The following is a 26,818-nucleotide window of genomic DNA, read 5'->3' on the forward strand; positions in this document are numbered from 1 at the left end:
CGGTGGTCTGAATGGCGATAAAATAGAGTTGATCATTAAGGATTCCGGCGGAAGTCCGGAAAAGGCGATCTCCTTTGCCAAGCAGCTTATCGAAGAAGAACAAGTGTTTGCAATCTTAGGGCCTTCCGAAGCGGGTATTATGACATCCGTGCGCTATGTCGCTATTGTTGCGGTTGGTGGAATGGCGAGTATCTGGGGAAGCCTGCTGATGGGTTTTGCTCTTAACTTTATGAGCTTACGAGGCATGTTTGGTTCCTATGATGATTTGGTTTTTGGTGCCATCTTAATTGGTATCATGCTTTTTGCACCGGAAGGTATTTTGCGTGTTCATCTCTGGAAAAACCTGCGCTTAATTTTTTCAACAAAAAAACAGTCTGCTGAAAGTAAGGAGGTGCGCTAGTGGCATCCCTTCTTGAGGTCAAATCAGTTAACAAGTCATTTGGCGGTTTGCAGGCAGTTAGTGATGTTTCCTTTGCCGTGAATGAAGGAACCATTAAAGCCGTTATCGGGCCGAATGGCGCAGGGAAAACAACGTTATTTAATCTTATCAGCGGCTCATTGCTGGCTGACACTGGTAAGGTGATTTTTAAAGATAAGCAAATACAGGGACTGCCGCCTTACAAAATAGCAACTCGGGGCATCTCCCGCACATTTCAAAATATCAAAATGTTCGCCGGCATGACGGCCTTGGAAAATGTCATGGTCGGCAGACATACCCGGAGTAGGGCAGGATTTTGGGCTGGAATGTTAAGTTTGCCGGGGACATGGAGTGAAGAGCGGCATATACGGGAAAAATCATTTGAACTCCTTGAACTGTTGGAAATTGCAGATTTTGCCGACACTGAGGCCACCAGCCTGGCCTTTGGTCAACAACGTGCTGTTGAGCTTGCCAGGGCCCTTGCCTCTGAACCATCTCTTCTACTGCTCGATGAACCGGCCGCAGGCTTGAATATTTACGAAACAGCTGAACTTGCCCGCTTGATTACCAAGATCCGTGATTATGGAATAACAATTCTGCTTGTTGAACATGATATGTCTCTTGTCATGGATATTTCAGATGAAATTGTTGTCTTAAGCTTTGGTCAGAAATTAGTAGAGGACGTTCCTCAAAAAATTCAGACCAATAAGGAAGTTATCCAGATCTATCTCGGGGATGACGATGCTTAAAATTAGAAATCTTGAGTCGGGATACGGCAAGCTTAAAGTCCTTCGGCGCATTTCAATGCATGTGGCTAAAGGGGAAATTGTTTCCCTTATAGGTGCCAATGGGGCAGGTAAAACAACCTTGCTCCGCACCATAACCGGCTTGATTCGGGCAACTGGCGGGGAAATATTTCTTCAGGAAAAGCCAATCGTCAAGGTCAGACCAGAAAAAATTGTGGCGGCAGGTTGCTCTCTGGTGCCTGAGGGACGGCAGGTTTTTGCTGCAATGACGGTTAAGGAAAATCTAATCTTAGGTGGTTATGTCCAGTACAAGAAAGACAGGCGGCAAGCCATGGCTGAACTAGACAGGATTTATGAGCTTTTTCCTGTTTTGAAAGACCGAGAATCACAGCTTGCTGGCACCTTGTCAGGAGGTGAGCAGCAGATGCTTGCCATTGGACGAGCCTTAATGGCAAAACCTGAGTTGATAATGATGGATGAGCCTTCTACCGGCCTTGCTCCGCTTATCGTAAAAAATATTTTTGGGATTATTAAAAAGATAAAAGAGTCAGGAAATACTGTCCTGCTCATTGAACAGAATGCTAAGGCAGCTCTGGCCGTTGCAGATCGGGGCTATGTGCTGGAAACTGGCAAAATTATTGTTCAAGGGCCTGCGCAGGATTTGTTGTTAAATAAAGATGTTCAGCGTGCCTATCTTGGCAGGGATGTTGACTAGCTGGAGTCTGATGGTCCCAAGCATGCTGAGTATGCGGCCTGTTTGTTAGCGTAGAGTAAATAGTTGACAGTTTATAAAAAGTTATAAATTACCGGAGGGAATATCATGTACTGGGAACAAGAAAGCGAGTGCATGCCTAGAGAGGATCTTGAGCAACTGCAACTGGAGCGGTTACAGGCGACCCTTTTTCGTGTTGCGACCCACGTGCCTTTTTACCGGCAGAAATTTAAAGAGTTGAATGTCGATCCGGACGGATTTGCCTCTCTTGAAGATCTTCGCAAACTCCCCTTTACCACGAAACAGGATCTGCGCGATAATTATCCCTATGGCCTTTTCGCTGTACCACTCAGAGATGTTGTCAGAGTGCACTCTTCTTCTGGTACAACAGGGCAGGCAACGGTTGTTGGCTATACTCAAAATGATATTAAGACCTGGGCAAATCTTTGCGGTCGTGTATTGACTGGTGCTGGTGTCAGTCAGGATGATGTTGTCCAGATTGCCTTCGGCTATGGACTTTTTACTGGTGGCTTCGGGTTGCATTATGGTGCAGAACGAATAGGTGCCTCTGTTATTCCTATTTCAAGTGGAAACACCAAACGCCAGTTGCAGATCATGCAGGATTTTAAAACCACAGCGCTGGTTTGCACTCCAAGTTATGCCTTGTTGCTGGCGGATGCTATGGTGGAGCAGGGTATTGAGGTAAACGCTCTACCCCTGAGATATGGCCTGTTTGGAGGAGAGCCCTGGTCTGAGGCCATGCGTCGAGAGATTCAGGATAAACTGCATGTGATCGCCACAGATAACTATGGCCTGTCCGAAATTATGGGTCCTGGGGTTGCTGGCGAATGTCAGGAGTGTAACGGTTTGCACATTAATGAAGATCATTTTCTGGCTGAAATTGTTGACCCTGAAACCTTTGAGCCAATGCCTCCTGGAGAGGTGGGTGAGCTGGTAATAACAACATTGACCAAAGAGGCATTTCCTGTCATTCGGTATCGAACCCGCGATTTAACCAAATTGATGCTGGAGCCTTGTCCATTTGGCAGAACATTGCTGCGAATGCATCGTGTGTTCGGTCGTACCGATGATATGCTGATTATTAAAGGCGTCAATGTCTTTCCATCTCAAATTGAATCAGTGTTGTTTGAAGTAGAGGGAACGGAGCCTCATTATCAGATTGTAGTGGAACGTGAAGGGCGTCTCGATAAGACAACGGTTATGGTAGAGGTTGTTGAGTCGATTTTCTTTGACCAGATGAAAAAGCAGGGCGAGCTTATTGCTACGATAAAAAAACGTTTAGCCACTGAACTTGGTATTGGGGTTGAGGTTAAACTTGTAGAAGAGAAAAGTCTGGAGCGTTTTGAAGGAAAAGCGAGTCGAGTGATTGATAAACGACGGCTTACTTAGATTTGTTGAACTCATTGAGTAGTATTTCCTGACCGGCTTTATTGATTTTCCCCATTTTTACGAGGATGTCTCCGAGCCGTGAGCGGTTATTTTTCTGAATTTCTAAAAGCGTTTCAACGTCTGCTTCGGCAAGGTAGCCAAGCTCGATGGCGATAACCCCAAACAGTTTTTTGTTGTCAACCTGAGTATTTAAAATACTGAAGACCTGCTTTACTGTGAGCATTTTCTCTTTTAGGGCTATCTGACCGATTGGGACAATATGTTCTCGCTGCTGATTTAAGGCATCGAGAATTGCATGCTCGTCAACAACTCCCTTTCTTACAAGAAATTCTCCAAATAAAAGGTCACTTGATATTTTTGTCATTGCGCTTGAGCCTCTTAAGGTTTTGTTTTAATATATTGAGTTTCGTAAAATCTAAATTGCAAGTCAAGAATTTTGTAAATTTTTTTTTATCGGTTTACTCTTTTGCTGGCATGTTATAAGGTTTAAGCATGGATAGTAAAAAAAAATACCAGGCCATAGTAGTTGAAAGTGGTAATGCACTGAGCCAAATTTTTTACGGCTTTTTTGAACTGTTGGGTTTTGGTGCAACCTCATTTCAGTCTACCCAAGAGGCTGTTGATCACTTTGACCAATACGCACCCCGTCTGATTGTTATCGGATCGTCTGTTCCTGCAGATAAATCGTCTCAATTCATAAAAAACATTAGAGCAAAAAACGATGGTATGTATGTGACCATTGTCAAGATTGCGCCCCAAGCGTCTCTTGACGGTCTACAATTAATTGTAGACGCTGGTCTTGACTCGTTTTGGGTTGAAGATAGCGGGCAGGATCATTTTGAGCTTTGGCTTTCTACGCTGGCAAAAGGTTTACTTGAGACTCTTCAGCGAGAAGAAATTGATAAGAAAATTTCGCACTACAAAGATGAACAGGAAGATTTTAATGACCAGTTGGAGGCTGCTATTACCAGAGCCAATGATATGACCCGCGAGGCGGAGCAGTCCTATATTGAAATTAATCAGATTTTTAAAACAATTGCAGGCGGAATTATTGTTGTTGATGTCAACTGCAAACTGCTGCGCTGCAATGATAATTTCCTGGCGATGGTTGATAAGACGAGGGATCAGGCAATTGGCTCAAAATGTTATGAAACTTTTCGTAATAGTTTATGCCGTTCGACTCAATGCCCATTGAAGGTCATAAAGAAAGGTGAAAATCGTGTCGAAAATGATATTGATCATAGATTGCCTGACGGCACCACAGTTCATTATCATATTATTTCTACGCCGTTTCGTGGCCCTGTAGGTGAGCTAATTGGTGTTGTGGAGCATATCACCGATGTTACTGCCCGTGTGGTGGCAGAGCAGGCACTTAAGGAGAGTGAGAGGCGTTATAAAGAGCTTAGTATAATCGATGCCTTAACTCAGCTTTTCAATAAACGTTATTTTAGCGAACATTTAACGAAGGAGATCCAGAGGTCGCAACGGCATGGGCACCCACTTTCTCTTATGCTCATGGATATTGATAACTTTAAGCACCATAATGATACCTATGGTCATGCCGATGGAGACAGTGTTCTTGAAAAACTAGGTGCAGTTATCCGAGCTTCTGTACGAGGCACTGATGTGGCCTGTCGATATGGTGGTGAGGAGTTCACTGTTATTCTTCCTGAAACGTCGGGTGAAAATGCCGTTGTTGTTGCTGAACGGATCAGGGAGAGTTTTGCAGCAATAGAGTTTAAGCCGACACCTGACGTAGTTGTCCATAAAACTATCAGCATTGGTGTCGCCGAATTTCAGGCGGATGACGATGAAAGATCATTTCTTGAACGTACCGACCAGAATATGTATAAGGCAAAAAACTCCGGCAAAAACAGATATGTTTATGAATAATGACAAACTCGCAAAAAGTAAAAAAAGGTTCAGCGCCACTCAATGAAATCAACTAGTTACAGAGCGAGCCGGGGATGTCGAGCGGCTTTTTGCGAGACCATCAATAATGCAAGGTAGTTAGACGATGGAACTCTATCAACTACGTACATTTGTAGCAGTAGCCAACGAATCTCTTTCCTCCTCCGAGTCTGAACGCCTTAATGCCTGTCATCCGAGTGTGATCTCCCATATCAATGCCCTTGAGAAAGAGCTTGGTGTTGCGCTTTTTTCCCGAAAAGATACTGGTTTGGAAGTTTCCGCAGATGGTATCGTTTTGATGGCCGAAGCGCAAAATGTGCTTGCTGAAGCTGATTGCTTCATGCGCAAAGCAAGATCGTTGCATGCCGAGGTATCTGGGGCAATTAAACTGGGTATAATTGCTGAGGCCCAGTTGTTTGCAACCCAAGATTTAGTTGAACATATCAAACTCAGTCACCCGCATCTAGAGATGATTTTTGAGCGTGGTACGTCGGAACAGATTTTAGGTGAAATCTGTTCCGGAGGTCTAGCTGGTGGCTATGTTGTGGGTCAAAATCTCAGTCCTGAAGAGCTTGTTTTTTTGAAGATTGTACAACAGAAACTTGTTGTAGTTGGTCCCAGGCAATGGCAGGATGAAGTTGACTTGGCTGACTGGCCCCAACTGGCAGCCTTGCCCTGGATCTGGAGTTCCCATGACAGCCCCAGGCGGAGTTTGCTTGAAGAGGCGTTTTCAGACAGAGAGCTTATTGCAACGGCCGCCGCCTATGTGGAGGATGAGGATGCGATGAAGGCTCATGTAATTGCTGGCGCGGGTATGAGCCTTTTGCCTGAAAGTGAAGCCCTGACCGCGGTTGAAGCCGGCGATCTTTGTATTTGGCACAAAGAAGCGTTTTATGTTGATCTGTTTTTTGCCTATGTAAAGGGTGGAGAGGGAGACCCACTTTTAGAGGCAGTTCTGGACGCCATCAAAGAGGTTAGGGACTTCTGAAACAGAGTTAGAATGGAAAATTTCGTAATCATAATCTCCTATCTACTGATTGGTATGGCCTTGCGCCATGTCCCGAAATTCCCAAAAGAAACATCCGCCGTTTTTAATCTGTATGTAATTTATGTCTGTCTGCCAGCGTTAACGTTCTTAAAAATTCCAGAACTCGAGCTTTCCAGCCAACTGTTAGTTCCCGTGCTCATGCCTTGGGGGATGCTGCTTTTTTCAGCATGTATCATCTGGGCTTTTTCTATTTATCTTAAGTGGGACAAAGGCACAACCGGCGCGCTGATGTTGCTCATACCTATGGGAAACACCTCATTCCTGGGTATTCCCATGGTTCGAGCCTTCTTTGGTGATGCCGGGGTCTCCTTTGCAGTGCTCTACGATCAATTAGGTTCTTTTCTGGCACTGTCAACCTATGGCACTATTGTTCTGGCCTATTATAGTGGAACTGGAAAGGTTTCTGCCCGCGAGATAGCTGTCAGAATCTGTACATTTCCGCCTTTTATTGCACTGATGCTGGCGCTGGTTTTTAGGTCAGTCGCAATTCCACGACCCGTTTCATTGCTGCTGGAATCTCTGGCCGCGACGCTTGTACCTGTTGTGATGATAGCTGTGGGCTTTCAGTTACGACTAAAATTAAGTCCTGAGGTGTGGAAACCACTTGGTGTTGGCCTTGGTGTTAAACTTGTGGTTGCTCCGGTGGCAGCTCTGGGAGTTTGCTACGTACTGGGACTAAACAGTCTGGCCGCCAAGGTTTCTGTTCTGGAGGCTGGAATGCCACCAATGATTTCAGCCGGTGCTGTTGCCATAATGGCAGGACTCTCACCATCATTAACTGCTGCGTTAGTCGGCTTTGGGATCGTGTTTTCGTTTGTATCGCTTCCTATTCTGCAAAGTTTACTTGCTGTGCTCGGCTAATAGCGCAGTTGTGATTTTGTTGCTCTGGTATCGCCGTACCTGCGTCCATTCAGCTGGAACGGTCAGCTGCCAAAAAAATAAAATAAAAATTCTGTTTGCAGTAAATGCAAAGCAGTATTAGAAAGATGACAAATTTAATTAAAACCTGTTGGAGAAAAATAATGTCCGAATTTGTAAATGTAACAGTCGTAAAAGCTGTTAACTCCTACTTCGATGGTAAAGTGACCAGCCGCACGGTCATCTTTGCTGATGGCAGCAAGAAAACCCTGGGGGTGATGCTTCCTGGAGAGTACGAGTTTAACACCGACTCTAAAGAGATTATGGAGATCATGAGCGGCGAGTTGACAGTACTGATTTCTGATGAGAACGATTGGCAGGAAATCCGGGGCGGTCAGTCTTTTGAAGTGCCGGCGAAGTCAAAATTTAAGCTCAAAATTAGAACTCTTACCGACTACTGCTGCTCTTTTGTTGCTTAGCAGTTGCATCCCGGTCTGACCGGGAGTTTTTTGCTTAGGAGCCGTCAAAAAACAACATGGCTATTTATGATGCATTTCCTCACGGCCCCTTATGCCGTTCAGGAACTAAAAAAATCCAAGTTATTTTTGTACGACGGCTAACGTACAATAAAAAGTTTTATGAGTTGAAACGATGGCACCAGATACCGCGGATTTTAACCCCGGGCAGTCTTCTGACACCGGGTCGAATTTACTGCTTTCAAAACGAGACACCTTTTTCGAACAGGCATTGAGTCTCCATCAGCAGGGCGATGTTGAGCAGGCTCTGACACTGTATCAGCAGGTTGTTGATCTTGATCCTGACCACGCTCAGGCCTGTTTTTACAGCGCTCTTTTGCTTTGCGACTCAGGAAACCATGAAGACGCTTTGTCTTTGCTCGAAAAAGCCCAGGCGCTTTTGCCTGACATCCCTGCTATAGTCTATCAACTTGGTGTATGTCAGTATACCTTAGGAGAAAACAATTTGGCCATTAGATCTTTCGAAACTGTTCTGGAGACTGAGCAGGATCACTGGCAGGCTGCTTATAATCTGGGGGCGGCATATTTTTCTGACGGTCAAATTTTAAAAGCTATAGAGGCGTACTCGTTGGCAGCACGTCTTAATCCGGATGATGCTGACATCTATTTCAATCTTGGCTTGGCCCATAAAAATGCCGGAGATCTTGAAAAGGCTCGATCAGCATATATCCATTCAATGGAAATCATACCAGATGATGCCGATGTTCATTACAATCTTGGCCGGTTGCATAATGACATGGGGCAGAAAGAAGATGCCATTACGTCTCTTGAAATTGCCACCGTATTGCGGCCTGATTTTGGTGCGGCACTTACGAATCTCGGCGTACTTTATGTTGATCAGAACGCTACGGATAAGGCCATTGCCGTCTATGAAAAGCTGATCGAAATTGATCATCATCCAATTTCTTCCCGACATATTTTAAATGCGCTCACGGGGAAAACCACTGATTCGGCACCCTTATCATATGTCAGAGAGTTGTATGATGATTTTGCTGGTCATTTTGATAAGCGTCTGGTTGAAGATCTTCTCTATGATATTCCCCGTCAGTTTGTCGATTTCTTGAATGAACAGAGGGCGACTCAATATCCGTTCCAGCGCATGCTTGATCTTGGCTGTGGTACAGGTCTGTGCGGTCAGGCCTTCTCTGGAATGGTAAACTCCATTACAGGTGTGGATTTATCTGAAAAAATGATTGAGAAGGCCCGGTCAAAAGACGTCTATGATGCGCTTATTCAAGATGATATTATCTCATTTGTGGAGGGTGTTAACGAGCCCTATGATCTCATTGTAGCTGGTGATGTGCTTATTTACCTGGGTGAACTTGAAAGTATTTTTAATCGGTTAGCGAACTGCCTGTCGGAAAACGGCAGGGTTCTTTTTTCAACCGAGTGTTTTGATGGTAAAGGGTATCGGTTGTGCCAATCTGGTCGCTATGCCCATTCAACTTCATATGTAACTAAATTAGCACAGGAAAATGGTTTGCAGGTCCTGGCTGTGAAATCAGTTAATTCGCGGAAAGAACATGGCGCTTGGATTGCTGGCGATATCTATCTTCTCGGACATGTGCTATAAGTGTGTTCGGATACGTATCGTTCATCCTTTTACATAGGGATCTCACGTGATGACTGCTGAAGCGTACTCAATGAATTTATCAAAATTTATAGTCATTGTTTTATCTATGGTTTTTATGGCAGGCGAATCCTATGCAATCGTTACGGACGCGCCACATAATGAATCAAACGTAATTGAGTGCAATACATGCCACTCCTACTCCCTATGGTGGGAATTTTCACCGTTGACTCGAGGCAACAGCCAGTTTGATACACAGATTGCGCTTATTTGTGCCACCATGTGTCATAACTCAGCTTCTCCGCAAGACCCAAAAGACCACTCGAATACGGTTCTGGGAACACGGCATCGTCCTATTCTTGGCGGGTGGACTCAAACATGTGTTGATTGCCATGACCCACATTTTCAGGCTCAGCTGGACTGGAGTTCGACGGATGCAAGTGATCTTTTTTTGGCTACGGGTGTTATAAACGCATTTACTGACCTTGGTGATGGCACTACTGCTATCGGCTATACGAATCTTACCACAAAATCCGGCTGGGAGATTCCCGGCGACTGGCCCAACAAGACAGGCGCAGGGCGCGGTTTGATCGTTGTTGTCAACGATGGGTTGGGTGACCTCACCTATGAGATTAATACCGCTGTTGAAACTATTCCTGGCGATGGTCTAATAAATCTTCAGGGAACAGCGCCATCATCTGTTAACGGTTTGAGCTTTACGATTATTTATGGGCAGTTTATTCGGTCTCAAATTCGTCGAGCTTCCATTAATTACCCTGTGAAATTTTTTGAGCCCGGAGTTGCTGTGGGTGGTTTTGCAGATTTTAGTGGCAGCACGTATACTGGTTTATGCCAAGTATGTCATACCCAGACAGCACATTTCCGATTTGACGGCAGCAGTTCTGATCCCAATCATACAAACATCAACCTGGTTCCTGGCGACAACTGTCTGAGTTGTCACGCCCATGAGACAGGATTTGCCCACAGCGGGGATGGCAGCGGCCCTAGCTGCGCGGTCTCAGCCTGTCATGACAGTGGGTCGCACTCAGCCCATCTGGACATCAATATCGACTGCTCTAACTGCCACGACCTTGGTAATATGTACACTGTGGGAGGGGCCATTCAACTTGATCTTGGCTCAACCACTGTCTGTGTCAGTTGTCATCATGACGGTGCTGGTGATCCGCCGAATCAAACTGATTTCAAGGTCCGTTGGCCGAGTGGGCCAGGTTTTCTCTGTGATGGATGTCATGGTAATCCGCCGGCTTATGCTAATGGTACGGTGAAGGGCGGAACACCAAAGGCCAATAGTCACAGTATTCATCTGGCCAATAACTATGGTTGTCAAGCCTGTCACTATAGTACGACAACAGACGGACTGACAGTTTCCGGAACCAGCAGTCATGTTAATGGCTCGTTTGATGTCAATCCGTCTCCATCGTTTAGCTTTACCTATGTTTACAATGATAACGGCGGCACGTGCGGCAGCGTTTCCTGTCATGGAGGCAATGCTGCCACATGGGGGGCAAGTGGACCATTCAGCTGTGATCAATGTCATCTTGGTGACGGTGATAGTAATGATTACAGCTATGCCAATGGGACTTTGGGGCGAATTGATACTACCCAGTGGCTCTCCTCCGGTCATGGTGCGCCGTCAAATGCAAACTATTCGGTGTCCAACAATCCTGGAGCCGCAATGGTATGTGATTATTGTCACACTGGCAGTCATGATGCGCCTGGCAATCCTTTCAGATTAGCCAATATTGCTGGTACTGATGGCATGAATGGAGTTTGTCTGGTTTGTCACCAAACGGGAGCTCCTGGTTTTGATCCTGACGGTCTTGGTGCTTTGGCAGAAATCAATGCAACTACCTCAGATCCTGTGAATAGTTTTCACGCCGGTAATCTGCATGACATAACGTTAAATGGTGGTAAATTTTGTTGGGACTGTCATGATCCGCATGGCGACAGTAATATCTTCATGATCCATGATTCTGTGACAAAGCAGTCAGATGGGCTGTATGGTATTCCAACCACCATGGTATCAACGGTTTTTACAGATAACGCCACTGGCAGTGCATATTCTCAAGAAATGGGCCCATTTACTGGAATCTGCAATGTTTGTCACACCATAGCCAATCATTATGGGACTGACTATGGAGATGCTCACCGGCGAACCTATGTGTGTACCAACTGTCACTTACACGATGGGCTTCCTGTGGGAGAACCTCCGGTTATTAATCCTGCCGCCGCTTTTGAGCCGCAAACTCTTTTTGTTGATTATGGAGGAGTCCTATTGAGGACAGACGGTTCACCCCCGTATCCACTTATTAACAATAAAGTTACTTTGCGCAATCAAACCAGTGGCTTAATTGAAGACAGTGACAATACAGATAGTTTCGGTGTTTGGCACGTAATGGCTCCGGATGATTGTTATATTGTTGAACCTGATCAGGGAGCCCGAGATCAAAGCTATTTTTACCCTGAAACTCTGGTGGTATGTGGGTCAAACACCGATATACAGTTTACTCCAGATCCGGCTCCTCAAGCCCCGGTCTTAATTGATGAACCTTACCACTCAAATCTCAATGATACACCAACGGTAAATGTTCTCCTTGAGTGGAATGCCGTGATTGATCCACCAGCTTCAAATCCAGTCCTGTATTATTATGAGATCGCTACCAATTCTCTCTTTTCTCCACTGGTAACTTCAGGGTTCACTACTGCCACTAATGTTCAATTTGTCGGTGATGCAGGCCAGACCTATCTGTGGAGAGTTGCTGCTAAAGAGGATATGTTTCCAGGTCGAACCAGCAGTTTTTCAGTGTACGACGATTTTCTCATATATTCAGTCAGTGGTAGTGGCGATTGTTCACATATGCCTACTAATTGTGCCGGGCCCGATTTTTAAGCAGTAAAATTCAAAAAAGTAAAGGAGAGACATATGAACTGGAAATCGGCTTTGGTCTGTTGTTCCCTATTGTTTATATCTGCGGCTTGTTCTGGTGACAAATCGTCTGATGCGCCGTCGAGTTCTCCTGCTAAATCGACACCGACGTCTTCTCCCTCACAGAGCGTTGATGCACCCGTGCAAAAAAATGTGGCGGCAGCTAATGATGGAAGTTGCCTATCGATATTCGAATCGGATTGTATCAGCTGTCATAACGAAAATCGTTCTTGTCAAAAACTTGGCAAAAAAGACAAGGCGCGCTGGAAACGGACTATTGACCGGATGATGAAGCGTGGTTCTAAGTTAAGTCCAGCTGATCAGGAGACACTGCTTGACTGTTTGGCCGATGAAAGTGCTGATATTGTCCAAATGTGCAAATAGAGATTCATTTCTATATTTTTTACAGCTCGACTGTATCGGTTTTTCACACCAGTAGTGATCTGATTCTATGATTAATTTCGTAACCATGGGCTTTGTCCTTGGTCTTTCCGCAGGACTGACTCCAGGACCTCTGTTTGCTCTGGTTGTTTCTGAAACACTGCGTTATGGTCTGCGTGCTGGTGTCATAGCAGCTATGGCGCCTCTTCTTACCGATCTGCCGATTGTTGCCGCTTCCATTTTCTTTCTCAATAGTTATGCCGACTCAGATCTGATTCTTGGGCTGGTTTCTCTTTTTGGCGGTGTGTTTGTTTTTTATCTCGGCTTTGAAAATTTTTGTATAAAAAATGATTTGCATATCGCTGAACCAAATAGCCAAACAACTTTTAGAAAAGCTATACTCGTTAATGCCCTGAGTCCACACCCGTATCTGTTTTGGATTACCGTTGGTGCCCCTGCGGTCATCTCGGCTTCTCGGCAAAATTTAATGGTTGCTTCTGTCTTTGTGGGGATTTTTTACGTAATGCTGGTTGGCGCAAAGGTCTTTCTTGCGATTGTTGTTTCCCGATCCAAAAACTTCATTGTTGGTAAGGTATTTGTCAATAGTATGAGGATGATTGGTCTGTGTCTTTGGGCGCTTGCAATAGTGCTTGTTCGTGACGGGTTTGTGCTGCTTGGTTGGCTAAACAATGTTTAGGAGCCTTTATGTAGCCGTCAAAAAATATCCTTGAAGATATTGGGTTATGCCTTATTGGTATAACGACGGTTTTGTTATTTTGACTTGAGACGGGGTTTAGGCAGAAACTTTTCTGGTATGCGTTTTGATTGTTTTTTGGTTACTTCTGAAATAAATTTGAACAAAGGAGACAGGTTATGGCAAAAATTACTCTAAAAGGTAGTCCTATTGAAACTATTGGTAATCTCCCTGCTGTAGGGGATACAGCACCTGATTTTGCCTTAGTGGGAACAGACTTGAAGGCTGTTAGTCTAGCTGCTTTTAAAGGTAAAAGAGTTGTCTTGAATATATTCCCCAGTATTGACACACCAGTCTGCTCGGCCTCAGTTCGACGTTTTAATAAAGATGTTGGAAGCATGGCAGATACTGTGCTTCTTTCGATTTCGGCTGACCTGCCTTTTGCCCATAAGCGTTTTTGTGAAGTTGAAGGGCTTGAAAATGTAATCTCTCTTTCCGTCTTTCGTGATCAAAATTTTGGTAAAGATTACGGGGTTCAAATTACTACAGGGCCTATTGCCGGACTGCTTGCACGGGCAATTGTGATTATCGATGCTGCCGGTATTGTCGCCTACACAGAACAAGTTCCTGAGATAGGGCAGGATCCTGATTTTGATGCGGCCTTGAAAGCTCTATCGTAGGGGCTTCATGTCAGTACAAAAGGTGTTTAATGAGTATGCGACAGAATACGATGGGACATATAGTGGTCGTAAATGAGGTTTTAAAAAAGGTCATCTGAATGAGAAAAGTTCCTGTTGTTGATATTGCCTTGTGCACTCTCTGTGAAGGATGTATTGGAGTTTGTCCCTCCGTGTTCAGATATAACTCTGTGATGGATTATATGGAAGTTGTTGATCTTGACAATTATCCTGAAGATGAAGTTGATGAGGCTATAAGAGACTGTCCTGAAGATTGTATTAGCTGGGAAAATGAGTAGGTGTTTTTTTCTTAATTGTAGCCGTGTCTGTGTGCTCATGGTGCCGATGACAGTTCTGAGATATAACGGCGAATTTGATCAAGGTGAGAGTCATTCGGATTTTTGAATTCGGCTCCGACAGTCTTAGTGGAAAGAGAGGCAAACCTGGAGTAATTTATGTTTTCCTCGCGAATTAATTTCAGGGAGAAGGCTTTGATCTTTGTATTTGTTATGCTGCAATAAAAGGTGGCGATTGACTCGCCAGCGATTGACTCGGAACTGTCAATTAATTTGATTCGCATTCCACCCTCACTGATATCGATAACACGTCCCACTCTGTCCTGATACACTGCAATTACATCTTCCGGAACGATATGCCTTTTATGTTTTCTTTTGTCTACGAACTCATTTTTCATCAGCAATTGAATCCTTATATCTGAGTTACGCCGTCGTCCGAAAATGACTTGGATTTTTTAGGTTCATGAGCGACGGCTGCGGGCGAGTTTCAATAGTAGGCTTCTGAAATATTTGCAATATTTATGCCTCTACTAGTAAAACGCAAGGGCGCGATTCAAACAGATCACAAACTCAACAACTTACAACGCACTGTGCCAGTGGCTAGTATTTTGATGAATTCTCGTCTGGATTACTGTTTTCCGGATAAACTGTACGGAAAGGCGGAAATATGTTTTGGAGTTGGATAGTATGTTGGATTGTATTGCCATTATTTCTGGCACTCTGTTAAAGTATGCTCGGGTGAGGGTACGACGAAATTACCCATACGGTCTTTACTTTCTTTACGACAGTTATTTCAACCACGTTTGATATTAGGCAATAAAAGTGCGAATACTCCACACGTCCGACTGGCATCTCGGTCAAAATTTTTACACTAAAGACAGGAAGAAGGAGCATGAGAAGTTTCTTAATTGGCTCTTACACTGTTTGACAGCTAATCAGGTCGATGCACTGATAGTTGCCGGAGACATTTTTGACACGGCAGCGCCACCCAACTATGCTTTGGAGCAGTACTATCGTTTCATCAAGGGCTTAGCTAAGACCCCGTGTCGTCAGACCGTAATTGTTGGCGGTAATCATGATTCTGCCTCAAATCTTCAGGCCCCAAAAGATCTTCTGAAGCTATTTAATGTTCATATCGTTGGCAGTATTTCAAAACAATCGTCTGTAGAAGATATTTTGGTCTTAGATAATGATAAGGGAGAGCCTGTTGGTGTTGTCTGTGCTGTTCCATTTTTGCGGGAGCGAGATATTCGTAGCGCTGTCCCAGGTGAAACCTATGCCGATAAGAGCCTTGCCTATCAAAATGGTATTGCCAGTTATTACTGCAACATGCTGACTGAGGCCCTGAAAATCTGTGCCGGCCTGGGTGGGGCAGTAAGGTTGCCAATTATTGCAACCGGACATCTGTTCACTGCTGGCAGCGAATTGAGTGACGGAGTTCGTGATATTGCGGTGGGCAGTCTTGATGGTATCTCGACATCTGTTTTTCCTGCTGGGTATGATTATGTGGCCCTTGGTCATCTGCATAAGCCGCAGCGTGTTGGTGGGCACGATACGATCCGTTACTCGGGGTCGCCCTTGCCTTTAAGTTTTGGTGAAGCGCGCTTGGCCAAGCAGGTTGTAATTGTCGATTTTGTTGCTGGAAAACCAGCCGAAATCAGGACGGTTGAGGTGCCTGGTTTTCAGGCTATTGAGTCTGTTAAAGGCGATTGGCCGGTCATTGAAAACTATTTCGACAGCATCAGGAATCGTGAAGACGAGATATGGCTGGAGGTTGTTTTGGAAACAGATGATTGGGGGGAGCAGGCAAAGGTGCGAATTGATGCCTTAGCCAAGGGGACATCAGCTCAGGTGTTGGTTGTCAAGCGTGCAGGGCGAAACGTATTAGCGCTGCGCGAGACTGCATCCCGCCCTACGTTGGCAGAATTTCTTCCTGCAGAGGTCTTTGGTGAACTGCTTAAGCTAGCCGAGATTGACGACGAGGTTAAACGTACAGAGCTGACTTTATGTCATGATGAGTTGCTGGAACGAGCCTGGCAGCGGTGGAGGCTGACCAAGGATGAAGATTAACAGCCTTCGCTTTGCTAATCTCAACTCTCTGAAAGGGGATTTTTGTATAGATTTTAATTCTGCCCCGTTAAGTGATGCCGGTATTTTTGCCATAACTGGTCCGACAGGTGCGGGTAAAACAACAGTCCTTGATGCTGTGGCTATCGCCCTTTACGGGCAGACGCCCAGGTTACATGCTGGGGTTAGTGGAAAGATTATGTCCAGGCAGGCCGGGGAGTGCTTTGCTGAGGTCGAGTTCTCTGTTGATTCAGGTCTGTTTCGAAGCAGGTGGAGCAGAAAACGTGCCCATGGCAGAGCCAATGGCACAATGCAGAATCCGAAAATGGAGCTGTCTGAACTGGGAGGCGATGGCGCGCGGATTATAGAAGATCAGATTCGCTCGGTTATTGCCAAAGTTGAAAAACTTACAGGCCTCGATTTTAATCGGTTCAGTCGTTCGGTTATGTTGGCTCAGGGCAATTTTGCCTCATTTTTGCAGGCTAAGGGTAATGAGCGCGCTGAACTCCTTGAAAAAATGACTGGTACCGAAATTTATTCACTTATATCAATTGAAGCGTTTGAGCGGACAAAAGCAGAAAAAAATCGACTCGATCAACTTCAATCCCGGCACTCGATTTTGGAGATAATGCCAGGGGAGAAGTTTGCACAACTGCTGGAACAAAAAGGCATTATCCTAAAAGACGTTGAAAGCCTTCAGCAAAAAATCGAATTCCTACAGGATAAAAAACAGGTTCGTGTTGCCTATGATACCTTACTTTCAACAATAACAGCCTTTCGGGATGAACTTGTCAAGGTAGAGCAGCAGCAAAAAGATAACGCTGAGGTGTTTTGTCGGCTGGACCGGGCAGAGGTCGCAATGCCCATGCAGGCTGCTTATGCATCGCTAAAAGAGATGAAAAGTCGGCAGCAGGGCGAGATGCTGGCAAGAGATAAAGTTGTTGAGCGATTAACCGAGTTATCTCGGTTGATCAATCAAACACACGAGGAACAGGAACGACTCAGCAAAAAAAAGGTGGATTTAGCTGAAATCTGGGCTGTCCGTGAGAGGGAGATTGCAGAGGCCGATAAAATTGACCAGCGCCTCGCTCTTGAAAAAAAACAGGCGCAAAAGATTCGCTCATTGCTTGCAGACCTCTCTAGGGAAGAGATGCGTCTCAATGATCAAAAAGAAAAAATTGGTAAAGCAGTTGATGCTCAGAAAGATCGAGTTGCAGAGTTACAAGGTTTTCTCGCCGACAATTCATCGGACTTAACCTTAGGGAATATCCTTACAACCCTTACACAACAAATTGTTGAACTGAAACAACTGCGCTGCAACCTGGTGGAAAAACAGCAGCGTATTGTCGACCGATACAAGGAGAAGGAGTTGTTTTGTAAAGAGTACGATGCCTGTGCCCAAATGCATGCCGAGGCGCTTGGAGTTCGTGATCTCCTTAAAAAAGCAGTTGAAACCGATGAGAAGTCCGTTGTTGAAAAATTAGCTGGTCAGACTGTGGAGAAACTTGATGACGAGTTGACGAGTTGGGAGCTGCGGGCTCAACAGATCAGTGAGGCGATACAGCTTGTCGCAGAGCGCGAACGTCTCAGCGGTGAAGCCCAAAAAGCTCAGGAAAAGCTTATGAGGGTTGAAGCTGATATCCAAATGAGAAAAAAGGAAATAGCGATAGCTGAGTTAGAAAGGTCTGGTCAGCTGAAAATATTAAGTCAACTTGAAGAGAAGCAGAAAATCGAGTTGCTGGTTAAAAAATATGAAGATGATCGGAAGCAGTTGTCTGACGGAGATCCTTGCCCTCTCTGTGGTGCTTTAGATCATCCGTGGGGAGAGTTTGCCCCTGTTGATGAAGCACTGGATGAAGCGCTGACCCTGCAAAGGTCTAAGGTTGAGACCCTCACCGAACGCCTTGGAAATCTGACAGGCATGGTTTTTACCCTTGGATCTGCAAAAAACCAAAGTGAAATTGATAACAGCCTAATCACGGTATCAAAAAATAAACAGACCTCTGTGTGTGATCGTTTTGTCGAAAATGCAGGGTTGGCAGGCAAAACTAAAGATCAACTTGTAGCTGAACGAAGCAGCGCCAAAGAAAAGTGTGCAGCATTAAGCATGAAAAGAGTCGAGATTCGTGAAATTGAGGCCCGGATCAGTCTGAAGCTAAAAGAACTGATGGCTGCTGGTCAGACTCTTTCTGAGTTAAACCAAGGGCTTGAAGCCAGGCGTAACGCTGTCCTGCGTACTGAAATTGATATTGCCCAGCTCCAGGAAAGCCTGCCTGGGTACAGCGAAAAACTTGAGGGCCTGGAGGAAATTCTGGCTCAAAAGATAGTAAAGCACTCGTTAACACTGCCCCTGGCAGGAGAAGAAGATCGTTTTGTCGAAATGATACAGGCACATTGGCAGGCCTATGATAAAGCCCGTACCGAGTGCTCTGTTCAAATGCAGGCCCTGGCAGTTCTGGAGGGAGATTGTTGTAATTTGAAAAAGGAAGTAAAGAGAATCTGTGAGCAGAGAACAAAAGAGAAGACTGATCTTCAGGCCCTTGAAATCGATCTGGAAGGACTGCTGAAAAAACGATATCGGCTGCTGCCCAAAATCGGGGTTGATGAAGCCAGGAATATGCTTAGCGCTGAACGGGACGAATTCAATAAACTGCATACTCAATTGGAAAGAAAAATAGGTGAATTGGCTGCCGAGCAAAAATCAAAAAATGAGAGTCTGGTTGCCCTTGATACCACAATACAAAAAAACAAGGTGCTGTTTGCTGAAGGTGAGAAGGCGTTAGTCGATCAGGTAAGTAAAACAGCTTTTGAATCAATAGAGAAAATGGCTGACTGCTTTTTGGAGAATGAAGAGTTTGTCCGGCTAAGAACACTGAGGCAGGGTATCCTTGATGCACATATCGCAGCAAAATCCCGCTTAACTGATGCCGAAAAAAGTTTGCTTGAAGTTGAGGGCAAAGCCGTCAAGATATCTCTTGCTGATGTGCTTGAAAACCTTGAAGCCGTTCAGAGGGCACTGTCAATAAAGCAACAGGAGCTTGGTGCCATCAGTGAAATACTGAAACAGCAGGAAGTTTTGCTCCTGAGCCATAAGAAGCAAGCAGAAGAGATTGGCCAACAACAAAAAGAGTGTGAACGTTGGCAGGTACTTAATGAGCTTCTTGGTTCAGCCGATGGGAAAAAATACAGAAGATTTGCCCAGGGCCTTACCTTAGAGCATCTGCTCGGTTTGGCGAACCGGCAGCTTGTGCGATTAAATGACCGCTATCTATTGCAGCGCGGTCAAGATGAACTCGAAATTGAGGTTGTTGATACGTTTCAAGCCGATACGGTTCGTTCGACAGAGACATTGTCTGGTGGTGAGGAGTTTCTAGTGAGTTTGGCCTTGGCCTTGGGGCTGGCGAACCTGGCAGGCAGTAAGGCGAGTGTCGACTCACTATTTTTGGATGAGGGGTTTGGTACTCTTGATACCGAGACCTTGGAAACGGCTATTGCGGCGCTGGCCTCCTTGCACGAAACGGGCAAAACGATTGGTGTTATCTCGCATGTGGATGCCTTGAAGGAACGCATTCCTGTGCAGATTCAAATTCAAAAAGGAGCGGGAGGTTTTAGCGTGCTTTCGGTGGTTTCGTGATATCGTATACTGGAAGTTTGTGATTAAAGTACGTATAAAAAGGAAGAGATATGGTAGAGATAGGCAAAATAAATACACTTACAATAAAAAGAATTCTCGACTCTGGCGCTCAGTTGGAGGGCGGAGATTTAGGCGATGTTTTTTTGCCTAAGAAGTATCTTTCCGCTCAGTCCCGGATTGGTGAAGATGTAGAAGTTTTTGTTTACGAAGATAAAGAGAAACATCTTCACTCAACAACCCAAAAACCGTTTGCGACTGTCGGCGATTTTGCAAAATTACGGGTAGTATCACTTTCTCCATCTGGCGCTTACCTCGATTGGGGACTGCAAAAGAATCTGCTTGTCCCGAAAAGAGAGCAGTTCAACGAGATGAAGGAAGGTAAATCCTACGTGGTCTATGTTTTTCTTGATGAGAAAACCAACCGCATTGCGGCATCATCAAAACTTGATAAATTTCTCAGTATGTTGCCGCCCCAATATAACGAGGGCGATGAGGTCGATATCATTATTTGTGAGAAAAGTGATTTGGGTTTTAAGGCCATTGTCAATAAATCTCACTGGGGCATAGTCTATAAAAATGAAGTATTTCAAGAGTTGCTTATAGGGCAAAAACTCAAAGGCTATATTAAAAAAGTTCGTGAAGATCACAAGATAGATTTGAGTTTGCACCAACCTGGCTATCAGCAGGTTGGTGAGATTGCGCAAACTGTTTTAGATAAACTTAAAGCTTTTGGTGGCAGGATTGCTGTTACTGATAAAAGTCCACCGGAAGATATCTACTCGTTATTCGGGGTAAGTAAAAAAGTGTTTAAGAAAACGATAGGCGCCCTTTACAAACGACGGCTGATCTCAATTGACGATGAAGGTATTCGACTTGTGAAGAAAAAAGGCTGATTAATTTATTTTGTAAAAAGGCATTTGATCTGTTGCAAATGTTTGCGTTTGTGTTATGGTGTCTTCTTTAGTGCAGTGCCTGTTTGTTTTAAATAATAGAAACTTTAAGCCGCACAATATTCTCATTAAGAGAAAGTGCGGCTTTTTTTTTAACAGGTTTTCTGCCGCCAGATATATAATTTGGCGTTTTTTATTAAATGGGTCGAGAAGGCCCTGTATTTAAGGAGCAGTACAGATGTCAGAAGGAACAGTAAAATGGTTTAACGCGTCAAAGGGATTTGGTTTTATTGAGCAGGATAACGGTGGCGATGATATTTTCGTTCACTACTCAGCAATAAAATCTGATGGTTACAAATCGCTTGACGAAGGTGCACGTGTTCAGTTCGACGTAGTTGATGGAAATAAAGGTCCAGCAGCTGATAACGTTGTCTATATCTAAGTAGTACACGACTATACGACACTTCAAAGGGCCGTCCCGCAAGGGACGGCCCTTTTTTTTGCCTTCTTTGCAGCTGCTATCTAAATTGATACAAGCTTGCTCCGCCACCAATCCTACCTGTAGCTCAAAAAATCTATAGGAGTTAGTCTTCAACTCCGAATCTACCATTTGCATTGAAGAGGTGCTAATTATCCGGATGAACCATATTTTCTTATATGATTTGACTGAGAAGTATATGGTTGATTACGATTTCCTCAAAAATGTTGACTGTGCTATCTGTCAATATCCCAGAACATATCATCAGTATAGCTGAGTATTATTAGTGCTTAATAGTTCATGGCATAAATATGTTCAAAAATGTAAGTAAGTCATGTAATAATAATACACATATGTAATATTCGGCCTGTATTGACTGGTGGAGATTTTGTGAGCATATAGTCATTTTATGACATTATATTAGTCTGTTAGCTATCATTGCATTTTTATTTGTATGTTTGGCACGCTCTTTGTATTAATCTATTTTAACTGTCTAGGAAGATTCCATATTTTATTCATCACAATGCAAAAAATTATTTGAATTTGTGAGAATTGACATGGAACCACAAACATTAATCAAAGTAATTACAAGGAGATTTACCAAATGAAACGAAGACTATTGTCATCACTGTGCGCCATCTCAATTCTTGCGCTATCTGTTGCAGCTCAAGCAGCAGACACAATTAAGGTGGGCGTCCTACATTCCCTCTCTGGAACGATGGCTATCAGCGAAACAACATTAAAAGACACAATGCTGATGCTTATTGATGAGCAGAATAAAAAGGGTGGGCTTTTAGGCAAAAAACTGGAGGCAGTGGTTGTGGACCCAGCATCTAACTGGCCGCTTTTTGCTGAAAAAGCTAGGGAGCTTATCGAAAAAGATAAAGTTGCATCTGTTTTTGGTTGCTGGACCTCTGTTTCAAGAAAATCTGTTCTTCCTGTCTTTGAGGAACTGAACAGCCTGCTTTTCTACCCAGTCCAGTATGAAGGTGAGGAATCTTCAAAGAATGTATTCTACACAGGTGCAGCGCCTAACCAACAAGCTATACCTGCTGTCGATTATTTAATGAATGACATTAAGGTTAAACGATGGGTACTGGCAGGAACAGACTATGTCTATCCTCGAACGACTAATAAAATTTTAGAGGCCTATCTCAAGTCAAAAGGGGTTGCTGAAAAAGATATCATGATTAATTACACCCCATTTGGCCATTCAGATTGGCAGTCAATTGTTTCTGATATCAAAAAGTTCGGCTCTGCTGGTGTGAAAACGGCTGTTGTGTCAACCATCAATGGTGATGCAAACGTTCCTTTCTATAAAGAGTTGGCTAATCAAGGTGTTTCAGCTCAAGACATTCCTGTTGTTGCTTTTTCTGTGGGCGAGGAAGAGTTGTCCGGTTTTTCAACGAAACCTCTTGTTGGTCACCTTGCTGCCTGGAATTACTTCATGAGTGTTGATAATCCAATCAACGATGCATTCATCGAAACCTGGCAGACATTTATCAAGAGTGACAAGCGAGTTACAAATGATCCAATGGAAGCCCATTACATTGGGTTTAATATGTGGGTTAAAGCTGTAGAGAAAGCTGGTACTACAGACTCCGATGCCGTGCAGAAAGCAATCATTGGAATCACCGTTCCGAATCTTTCTGGCGGTTACGCAGCTATGATGCCCAATCATCATATCACGAAACCTGTACTCATTGGTGAAATTCAGGCTGATGGCCAGTTCGTTACTGTATGGCAGACTGCCGGCACAGTAGTCGGCGATGCATGGTCAGATTATCTCGATGGTTCAAAAGACCTTATTTCTGATTGGCGTGCACCGCTTTCTTGCGGAAATTTCAATGTAAAATCTGGCTCCTGTTCAGGAAACTAAAAGTATGTGACTGGGGCTAAGGAATCAAAAAAGTGTAATTCCTTAGCCCGGGTCATTTCTTGACAAATCACACCAATTTAACCTTTAAAAGAGCATCAGAGACTATGAAGTTGAGTAGAATATCACACGTGCGTGGCATCTCTTACATGGTGCTTTTACTTGTTGCCTCGATCTTTATAACAGATGTCTTGCCATGTTTGGCCGCAGATCAAACTGAATTTGAAAAAGGCCTTGTCCTTTTAACTGAAAGTGATTTTGCGAAAAAGGAACTGGGCATCGATAAAATCAATACTTTCAATGATCCAGTTAAAACAAAGGAGATCTTTAACGCACTGCTTAAGGACCGGCTCTTTTATGTAAAAAAAGATAAGACCGTAGTCATTGGCGAGGAAGGGGATAGTTTATACAATATCACCTCTGTTCTGACCGAAGAAAAACTTGCACCGATTAACAAAAGAAAGCTTAAAAAAATAAGTCTTAACAACAAGTTACGGCAAACAATAAAATCAAGTATCGCTCAGTTAGATCTGTCTCATCCAGAATCTCAGGTGCGGCTTGAGGCTGCTAAAAGATTACTTGAAGAGCCAGACCCTTCAACAGTTTCATTATTAACAAATCGATTGTCAGCAGAAAATGATTCCGAGGTGCGGGAAACATTATTACTAGCACTTGCTATGAGCCAGTTGAAGGATGCTGATTTAGACAAGAGGATAACAGCATTGGACAACTTGAAGGGAAGTCTTAATCCCGCTGTTCGGTTTGCTGTTGTTGATCTTATAAAGAATGAGGCCGATGAAAAGTTAAAAAAGGATGCGGAGCAGATGTTGAGAGACATTGATTCTCGTATCTCCTTTTTTGGTTGGGCCGAGACACTATTTTTCGGACTTAGCATGGGATCTGTACTGGTCTTAGCCGCAATCGGCCTCGCTATTACCTTTGGTGTTATCGGTGTTATCAATATGGCACATGGTGAGCTGATTATGATTGGCGCGTATACAACCTATGTCATTCAACAATTAATGCCTGAATCGATTGGCCTATCGCTCTTTATTGCTATACCAGCAGCCTTCATGGTCTCTGGCCTTACTGGTATCGTGATCGAAAAAAGTGTGATTCGATTTTTATATGGGCGTCCTCTGGAAACTCTTCTAGCGACATACGGCCTAAGTCTTATCCTACAGCAAGCTGTACGATCAATATTTTCGCCGCTCAATCGAACCGTAATAACACCTGACTGGATGAGCGGCTCTTTAGCAATAAACAGTATCTTCTCACTTACAATTAACAGGCTGTCAATTCTTATCTTCTGTGGGCTGGTGTTTGCCGGCCTCTTTATGATTATGAAAAAAACCTCAATTGGGCTCCAGGTTAGAGCGGTTTCTCAGAATCGAGATATGGCACGAGCAATGGGAGTTCGAGCAGCAAGAGTCGATGCCCTGACTTTTGGGTTGGGCTCAGGGATTGCTGGGATTGCAGGTGTCGCGCTTAGCCAGCTAACCAATGTTGGCCCCAACCTTGGCCAAGCCTATATCATTGACTCTTTTATGGTCGTTGTATTTGGTGGTGTTGGCAATTTATGGGGCACAATGCTTGGCGGTTTGTCACTCGGTATCGCTAATAAATTCATAGAACCATGGGCTGGTGCTGTTCTGGCAAAAATCATTATTCTGGTTTTTATTATTCTGTTTATCCAGAAAAGGCCTCAAGGCTTATTCCCTCAAAAAGGCCGCGTTGCATAAGGATTAAAAAAATGATAGCTCTTTTCATGAATAATAAACGAGCAAGTACGGTTTTCTTGTTGTGTCTTGGGTTGGTCACCATATTGGTTCCTGTATTGAACCTAATGGTTGGGCCTGAGAATCCCTTGCATATCCCAACATATACCATGTCTATGTTTGGTAAATATTTAACGTATGCACTGCTGGCAGTTGCTGTTGACCTTGTCTGGGGATATCTCGGTATCCTGAGCTTGGGACATGGGGCTTTTTTTGCTCTAGGTGGCTACGCAATGGGCATGTATCTTATGCGTCAAATTGGCACAAGAGGAGTCTATGGAAATCCGGTTTTGCCCGATTTTATGGTTTTTTTAAATTGGGAACAGCTACCCTGGTTTTGGCAGGGTTTTCAATGGTTCTGGTTTGCAGTTTTAATGGCGGTTCTTGCCCCGACATTTTTGTCAATTTTCTTTGGGTGGTTTGCATTTCGTTCAAGAGTTACAGGCGTTTACCTATCGATTATCACCCAGGCCTTAACCTTTTCGCTGCTTCTGGCGTTCTTTAGAAATGAAATGGGTTTTGGCGGAAACAACGGGCTCACAGACTTTAAAGATATTCTTGGCTTTTCTTTGCAGTCAGATCTTACACGGGCAAGTTTATTTGTCGCCTCCGGGATTGCTTTGGGCCTGGGATACTTATGCTGTCAATACATCGTTAACTCAAAACTGGGCAGGGTCTGTACCGCCATTCGCGACTCAGAAAGTCGTGTACAGTTTATAGGGTACAAAATAGAAAACTTTAAACTGTGCATTTTTGCTTTTTCCGCCGCTTTGGCGGGCATTGCGGGCGCCTTATATGTGCCTCAGGTTGGGATTATCAATCCAACAGAATTTTCACCACTCAACTCTATTGAAATTGTTATTTGGGTTGCAGTTGGTGGGCGTGCCACGCTTTATGGGCCAGTGGTTGGAGCATTGCTAGTAAATTATGCAAAAAGCTTTTTGACGGCAGCTATGCCTGATGCCTGGCTTTTTGCCCTTGGAGCAATTTTTGTTATCGTAACTTTGTTTTTGCCCCATGGTGTTACCGGATTATTAAATAAAAGAAAGGCGGCTCAATAATGAATGCTCTTGATAAATTTCGCCAGGCCTTTCGTCGAGACCAAGTCTATGACTTTCTCATCCCTGATATCCCGCCTGATCTTGATGTTACCCACGGTATAATTCTTTATTTAGAAGATATATCTGTCTCGTTTGACGGATTTAAAGCTATTGATAACTTGAACTTATATATTGGCGATGGTGAATTGCGCTGCATTATTGGTCCAAATGGGGCGGGTAAAACCACCATGATGGATATCATAACCGGTAAAACCAAACCAGATTGCGGTAAAGCCTGGTTCGGGCAGAGTATCGACCTTCTTAAACTCTCTGAACCAGAAATTGCTCAAACTGGAATTGGCAGAAAATTTCAGAAACCAACAGTTTTTGAAAACCACACAGTCTGTGAAAATCTTGAACTGGCAATGTCGTGCAATAAAGGTGTTTTCCCAACTCTTTTTGCCAAGTTATCGGGCGAACAGAGAGATTATATTGCTGAAGTTCTTGAGCTAATTGGTTTAACTGAAATAACATACCACCGTGCTGGCTCACTGTCCCATGGGCAGAAACAATGGCTGGAGATTGGCATGCTGCTCATGCAGAAACCCAAACTACTGTTAGTCGACGAGCCTGTTGCCGGGATGACCCATCAGGAGATGGATCGTACCGCTGAACTCCTTACTTCACTGGCCGGGGATAGATCTGTTGTTGTCGTTGAACATGATATGGACTTTGTGCGCTCAATTGCCCAAACAGTGACAGTCCTTCATCAGGGGAGTATTTTGGCAGAGGGAAGTATGGATGAAATCCAGAATGACCAACGGGTTATACAGGTTTACCTGGGAGAATAA

Annotated in this window: 23 protein-coding genes and 1 pseudogene; 22 read left to right on the forward strand and 2 right to left on the reverse strand. The window is 44.2% G+C overall.

Going from position 1 to position 26,818, the window contains the following annotated elements; genetic code table 11:
* From HQK80_05400 to HQK80_05415, 4 genes and pseudogenes are all read left to right on the forward strand, one after another.
* Positions 1-136: pseudogene (locus tag HQK80_05400) on the forward strand (ABC transporter substrate-binding protein).
* A gap of 263 nt (positions 137-399) precedes the next feature.
* Positions 400-1,167 carry an ABC transporter ATP-binding protein gene (locus HQK80_05405; GenBank protein ID MBF0221652.1) on the forward strand — a complete coding sequence of 256 codons (768 nt, stop codon included), beginning with the start codon at positions 400-402 and terminating at the stop codon, positions 1,165-1,167.
* A complete protein-coding gene (locus tag HQK80_05410) occupies positions 1,160-1,879 on the forward strand; it encodes an ABC transporter ATP-binding protein (GenBank protein MBF0221653.1) in 720 nt (239 codons plus the stop codon). The genes HQK80_05405 and HQK80_05410 overlap by 8 nt, the downstream gene beginning before the upstream one ends.
* Positions 1,880-1,984: 105 nt before the next feature.
* The gene (locus tag HQK80_05415) at positions 1,985-3,286 is read left to right on the forward strand and encodes a phenylacetate--CoA ligase (protein ID MBF0221654.1); all 1,302 of its coding nucleotides are present in this window, start codon (positions 1,985-1,987) and stop codon (positions 3,284-3,286) included.
* On the opposite strand, the gene HQK80_05420 is transcribed toward HQK80_05415, so the two are convergent.
* Positions 3,279-3,650: a hypothetical protein gene (locus HQK80_05420; protein ID MBF0221655.1), complete on the reverse strand. Its 372-nt coding sequence runs from the start codon at positions 3,648-3,650 to the stop codon at positions 3,279-3,281. The genes HQK80_05415 and HQK80_05420 overlap by 8 nt on opposite strands.
* 128 nt (positions 3,651-3,778) lie before the next feature.
* Here HQK80_05420 and HQK80_05425 point away from each other — a divergent pair, with 128 nt between their 5' ends.
* The 10 genes from HQK80_05425 to HQK80_05470 all read left to right on the forward strand — a co-directional run bounded on the left by HQK80_05425 (position 3,779) and on the right by HQK80_05470 (position 14,207).
* Positions 3,779-5,179 carry a sensor domain-containing diguanylate cyclase gene (locus HQK80_05425; GenBank protein ID MBF0221656.1) on the forward strand — a complete coding sequence of 467 codons (1,401 nt, stop codon included), beginning with the start codon at positions 3,779-3,781 and terminating at the stop codon, positions 5,177-5,179.
* A gap of 124 nt (positions 5,180-5,303) precedes the next feature.
* Positions 5,304-6,185: a LysR family transcriptional regulator gene (locus tag HQK80_05430; GenBank protein MBF0221657.1), complete on the forward strand. Its 882-nt coding sequence runs from the start codon at positions 5,304-5,306 to the stop codon at positions 6,183-6,185.
* Between the two features lie 12 nt (positions 6,186-6,197).
* Positions 6,198-7,106 (forward strand): AEC family transporter, encoded by a 909-nt coding sequence (locus HQK80_05435; GenBank protein ID MBF0221658.1) that lies wholly within the window; start codon positions 6,198-6,200, stop codon positions 7,104-7,106.
* A 161-nt stretch (positions 7,107-7,267) separates the two neighbouring features.
* Entirely contained in the window at positions 7,268-7,582 is a 315-nt protein-coding gene (locus HQK80_05440; protein MBF0221659.1) for a pyrimidine/purine nucleoside phosphorylase, read from the forward strand.
* Positions 7,583-7,754: 172 nt separating this feature from the next.
* Positions 7,755-9,212 (forward strand): tetratricopeptide repeat protein, encoded by a 1,458-nt coding sequence (locus HQK80_05445; protein ID MBF0221660.1) that lies wholly within the window; start codon positions 7,755-7,757, stop codon positions 9,210-9,212.
* A 70-nt stretch (positions 9,213-9,282) separates the two neighbouring features.
* The gene (locus tag HQK80_05450) at positions 9,283-12,120 is read left to right on the forward strand and encodes a hypothetical protein (GenBank protein ID MBF0221661.1); all 2,838 of its coding nucleotides are present in this window, start codon (positions 9,283-9,285) and stop codon (positions 12,118-12,120) included.
* Between the two features lie 33 nt (positions 12,121-12,153).
* Positions 12,154-12,540 carry a hypothetical protein gene (locus tag HQK80_05455; protein ID MBF0221662.1) on the forward strand — a complete coding sequence of 129 codons (387 nt, stop codon included), beginning with the start codon at positions 12,154-12,156 and terminating at the stop codon, positions 12,538-12,540.
* Positions 12,541-12,607: 67 nt separating this feature from the next.
* Entirely contained in the window at positions 12,608-13,234 is a 627-nt protein-coding gene (locus HQK80_05460; protein MBF0221663.1) for a LysE family transporter, read from the forward strand.
* A 176-nt stretch (positions 13,235-13,410) separates the two neighbouring features.
* Entirely contained in the window at positions 13,411-13,911 is a 501-nt protein-coding gene (tpx, locus tag HQK80_05465) for a thiol peroxidase (GenBank protein MBF0221664.1), read from the forward strand.
* 98 nt (positions 13,912-14,009) lie between these two features.
* A complete protein-coding gene (locus HQK80_05470; protein ID MBF0221665.1) occupies positions 14,010-14,207 on the forward strand; it encodes a ferredoxin in 198 nt (65 codons plus the stop codon).
* Between the two features lie 35 nt (positions 14,208-14,242).
* On the opposite strand, the gene HQK80_05475 is transcribed toward HQK80_05470, so the two are convergent.
* Positions 14,243-14,602: a PilZ domain-containing protein gene (locus HQK80_05475; GenBank protein ID MBF0221666.1), complete on the reverse strand. Its 360-nt coding sequence runs from the start codon at positions 14,600-14,602 to the stop codon at positions 14,243-14,245.
* Between the two features lie 424 nt (positions 14,603-15,026).
* Between HQK80_05475 and HQK80_05480 the strand changes: the two genes are divergently transcribed.
* The 8 genes from HQK80_05480 to urtD all read left to right on the forward strand — a co-directional run bounded on the left by HQK80_05480 (position 15,027) and on the right by urtD (position 26,818).
* The gene (locus tag HQK80_05480) at positions 15,027-16,274 is read left to right on the forward strand and encodes an exonuclease SbcCD subunit D C-terminal domain-containing protein (GenBank protein ID MBF0221667.1); all 1,248 of its coding nucleotides are present in this window, start codon (positions 15,027-15,029) and stop codon (positions 16,272-16,274) included.
* On the forward strand, positions 16,264-19,905 hold the full coding sequence (locus tag HQK80_05485) for an AAA family ATPase (protein MBF0221668.1): 3,642 nt from the start codon (positions 16,264-16,266) through the stop codon (positions 19,903-19,905). Before HQK80_05480 ends, HQK80_05485 begins: the two co-directional genes overlap by 11 nt.
* A gap of 50 nt (positions 19,906-19,955) precedes the next feature.
* Positions 19,956-20,798 (forward strand): GntR family transcriptional regulator, encoded by an 843-nt coding sequence (locus tag HQK80_05490; protein ID MBF0221669.1) that lies wholly within the window; start codon positions 19,956-19,958, stop codon positions 20,796-20,798.
* Positions 20,799-21,033: 235 nt separating this feature from the next.
* Entirely contained in the window at positions 21,034-21,237 is a 204-nt protein-coding gene (locus HQK80_05495; GenBank protein ID MBF0221670.1) for a cold-shock protein, read from the forward strand.
* Between the two features lie 640 nt (positions 21,238-21,877).
* Positions 21,878-23,152, forward strand: a complete 1,275-nt coding sequence (urtA, locus tag HQK80_05500) for an urea ABC transporter substrate-binding protein (GenBank protein ID MBF0221671.1) — start codon at positions 21,878-21,880, stop codon at positions 23,150-23,152.
* Between the two features lie 104 nt (positions 23,153-23,256).
* Positions 23,257-24,891 (forward strand): urea ABC transporter permease subunit UrtB, encoded by a 1,635-nt coding sequence (gene urtB, locus HQK80_05505; protein MBF0221672.1) that lies wholly within the window; start codon positions 23,257-23,259, stop codon positions 24,889-24,891.
* Between the two features lie 26 nt (positions 24,892-24,917).
* Complete coding sequence (gene urtC, locus HQK80_05510; protein ID MBF0221673.1) at positions 24,918-25,988, forward strand: urea ABC transporter permease subunit UrtC; 1,071 nt, start codon at positions 24,918-24,920, stop codon at positions 25,986-25,988.
* The gene (gene urtD, locus HQK80_05515) at positions 25,988-26,818 is read left to right on the forward strand and encodes an urea ABC transporter ATP-binding protein UrtD (GenBank protein ID MBF0221674.1); all 831 of its coding nucleotides are present in this window, start codon (positions 25,988-25,990) and stop codon (positions 26,816-26,818) included. Before urtC ends, urtD begins: the two co-directional genes overlap by 1 nt.

Source organism: Desulfobulbaceae bacterium, assembly GCA_015231515.1.
Lineage (GTDB): Bacteria > Desulfobacterota > Desulfobulbia > Desulfobulbales > VMSU01 > JADGBM01.

Coding starts and splice junctions, on each gene's coding strand:
- HQK80_05435 (MBF0221658.1), top strand. CDS start 6,198: ATGGAAAATTTCGTAATCATAATCTCCTATCTACTGATTGGTATGGCC.
- HQK80_05455 (MBF0221662.1), top strand. CDS start 12,154: ATGAACTGGAAATCGGCTTTGGTCTGTTGTTCCCTATTGTTTATATCT.
- HQK80_05440 (MBF0221659.1), top strand. CDS start 7,268: ATGTCCGAATTTGTAAATGTAACAGTCGTAAAAGCTGTTAACTCCTAC.
- HQK80_05475 (MBF0221666.1), bottom strand. CDS start 14,602: ATGAAAAATGAGTTCGTAGACAAAAGAAAACATAAAAGGCATATCGTT.
- HQK80_05485 (MBF0221668.1), top strand. CDS start 16,264: ATGAAGATTAACAGCCTTCGCTTTGCTAATCTCAACTCTCTGAAAGGG.
- HQK80_05420 (MBF0221655.1), bottom strand. CDS start 3,650: ATGACAAAAATATCAAGTGACCTTTTATTTGGAGAATTTCTTGTAAGA.
- urtA (MBF0221671.1), top strand. CDS start 21,878: ATGAAACGAAGACTATTGTCATCACTGTGCGCCATCTCAATTCTTGCG.
- urtB (MBF0221672.1), top strand. CDS start 23,257: ATGAAGTTGAGTAGAATATCACACGTGCGTGGCATCTCTTACATGGTG.
- HQK80_05410 (MBF0221653.1), top strand. CDS start 1,160: ATGCTTAAAATTAGAAATCTTGAGTCGGGATACGGCAAGCTTAAAGTC.
- urtC (MBF0221673.1), top strand. CDS start 24,918: ATGAATAATAAACGAGCAAGTACGGTTTTCTTGTTGTGTCTTGGGTTG.
- HQK80_05415 (MBF0221654.1), top strand. CDS start 1,985: ATGTACTGGGAACAAGAAAGCGAGTGCATGCCTAGAGAGGATCTTGAG.
- HQK80_05490 (MBF0221669.1), top strand. CDS start 19,956: ATGGTAGAGATAGGCAAAATAAATACACTTACAATAAAAAGAATTCTC.
- tpx (MBF0221664.1), top strand. CDS start 13,411: ATGGCAAAAATTACTCTAAAAGGTAGTCCTATTGAAACTATTGGTAAT.
- HQK80_05430 (MBF0221657.1), top strand. CDS start 5,304: ATGGAACTCTATCAACTACGTACATTTGTAGCAGTAGCCAACGAATCT.
- HQK80_05445 (MBF0221660.1), top strand. CDS start 7,755: ATGGCACCAGATACCGCGGATTTTAACCCCGGGCAGTCTTCTGACACC.
- HQK80_05470 (MBF0221665.1), top strand. CDS start 14,010: ATGAGAAAAGTTCCTGTTGTTGATATTGCCTTGTGCACTCTCTGTGAA.
- HQK80_05495 (MBF0221670.1), top strand. CDS start 21,034: ATGTCAGAAGGAACAGTAAAATGGTTTAACGCGTCAAAGGGATTTGGT.
- urtD (MBF0221674.1), top strand. CDS start 25,988: ATGAATGCTCTTGATAAATTTCGCCAGGCCTTTCGTCGAGACCAAGTC.
- HQK80_05450 (MBF0221661.1), top strand. CDS start 9,283: ATGAATTTATCAAAATTTATAGTCATTGTTTTATCTATGGTTTTTATG.
- HQK80_05425 (MBF0221656.1), top strand. CDS start 3,779: ATGGATAGTAAAAAAAAATACCAGGCCATAGTAGTTGAAAGTGGTAAT.
- HQK80_05460 (MBF0221663.1), top strand. CDS start 12,608: ATGATTAATTTCGTAACCATGGGCTTTGTCCTTGGTCTTTCCGCAGGA.